This is a genomic window from Arenibacter latericius DSM 15913 (assembly GCF_000424985.1).
Lineage (GTDB): Bacteria > Bacteroidota > Bacteroidia > Flavobacteriales > Flavobacteriaceae > Arenibacter > Arenibacter latericius.
Genome location: NZ_AUKX01000095.1, coordinates 1 through 1857, shown reverse-complemented (window position 1 = coordinate 1857; position 1857 = coordinate 1). Strand labels below are relative to the sequence as shown.

Annotated in this window: 2 protein-coding genes; both read right to left on the bottom strand. The window is 36.1% G+C overall.

All coding sequences use genetic code 11. The features are described 5' to 3' along the window. Positions 1 to 226: 226 nt before the first annotated feature. Complete coding sequence (locus tag H344_RS0116715) at positions 227 to 616, bottom strand: hypothetical protein (protein WP_157378370.1); 390 nt, start codon at positions 614 to 616, stop codon at positions 227 to 229. A 434-nt stretch (positions 617 to 1050) separates the two neighbouring features. Next, positions 1051 to 1692, bottom strand: a complete 642-nt coding sequence (locus H344_RS0116710) for a toxin-antitoxin system YwqK family antitoxin (protein WP_169514989.1) — start codon at positions 1690 to 1692, stop codon at positions 1051 to 1053. Between the last annotated feature and the right edge of the window lie 165 nt (positions 1693 to 1857).

Below are 1857 nucleotides of genomic sequence, written 5' to 3'. Positions count from 1 at the left end.
AATAAGGCTCTTGGCTATTCCGACCAGTCTTCACAAACTAGCTCACATAATACTTGCGAAAAAGTACCATAGCGATTGCAAATTACTTACAACGTTAAGGCTATGATTTCGGTCTGGGAAATCCGACAGGATTTTTCAGTTCGGAATCGGGCCGGATTAAAAGTAAGAAATTTTATGTTTTGGAGAAAGTAAGACTGAATTATAGCCACTGTTAGCAAATCGTTTTTTATTTTTTCATTATTACTCGTTCCTTAAATACGACTTCGAGGATTTCCTTCAGGTGGATAAGTTCCCTGTTGGTCAAGTCTAATCCTATTTTTAACTGATCTCCGGACCAGCTGATTTCAAATTTATCTCGATTTAACCTCACGATCATTTTGTCTTCAAAATCCAGTTCTGTGTCAGATTCTGATGATTCAATGTGGTAATAGCTATGCTCAAAGTCGTCTTCTGGGTAAGTCTTTTGAATTAATAGATACTTTTCTTCCGAATTCATAATCTCGTCAATAGTTTTGAATTGATCATCTGCACTTTTTGAGTCAGAAAAAATTATGGTACAACCCAACTCTTCGTCTGAAATAGTCAATTCTTCACATTGAAAGTTCATTGTCGTCATTAGTGAAAGATTTGTTTGGTAAATCGTTTTGTTTTTTGCGCCCGAGTAAAAGCTAGCGTTCTGCTTGCGTTTTGAGTGAGTCTGAGTAAGAAAGCCTTGCGAACCACTCCGTGCTCCTCCGAATCGAGCTTAAATCCATTTGCATCTGAGTGAGAGGTCAATCCTCCATCCGAGTTTTTGCACCTGAAACTATGGATTAAGGACAAAGCATTTTTACTTACCCAATATGTTTGCTAACGGTTCGGCTAAGCGTAGTGCGGAAGCAAGGAAACTTTTCGTTTCCGTCTGTGCACGAAGCTAAAGCTTATTGTTTAGTTTTATTTTTTCTTGTCCAAAGCTAAATCCATAAGATTTAGCGACTTTATAAATATACACAGACCTTTCGTTTTAGCCCTAAAGTCCGCATTACGTTTAGGTATTGTTACCATACGTTTTTAATCCGTCCTAACAGAGTTTGAATGTAAATCGAACCAGTTCTTTGAAATTAATTCACCTGTTTTGTCAAACGCTGCTGTCATCAGAGGAGCTCCCATATTGTAGTATATCACAGATTTGACATGTCCATTTTCATACCACTCAGTCCATATTCCATTTTCAAAGCCGTTTTGTCTTTCTCCAGAGGTTTTTACATTACCGTTTTGATAGGATTCGAGAATTTTTTCCTTGGCTGGTATTGGCTCAATCTGTTTGTTGGTTCTATCAAATTCTAATTTCTTTTTGAATAAGACTAAATCTCCAAATTCCTCAATTACCATTTTGTTTTGGGTAAATTCCAGTATTTTATATTTCAGAGTTCCTAAACTTAAAATACTATCCTTAATCGAATAATTCGTTTTGAACTGTCCGTACGATTCCTTTATATCCAGCACTCCGTCCTTCTGAAAAAAATAAATGCTCTTAGGATTAAAATTAGACGTAACCTTACTATCAGAATCCAAAAGAAGTTCAGGGTCTTGCTTGAGTTTTTCATGTTCCCAATTCCCAAGGATTTCTAAGTTCAAAGAGTTTTGCCCACTTAATACAACTGGTATAGTAAGTAAAATCGATAAGTAAGTATGTCTAATTAATTTCTTCAAAATGTATGGTAACGGTTCGGCTAAGCGTAGTGCGGAGGCAAGTAAACTATTTGATTCCGTCTACCCACGGAGCTAAAGCTTATTGTTTAGTTTTATTTTTTTCTTATCCAAAGCTAAATCCATAAGATTTAGCGACTTCATAAATATACACAGACCTTTCGGTTT

Bases quoted from the DNA above. Each gene is read 5' to 3' on its own strand.
- H344_RS0116715 (WP_157378370.1), bottom strand. From the start codon at position 616: ATGACGACAATGAACTTTCAATGTGAAGAATTGACTATTTCAGACGAA.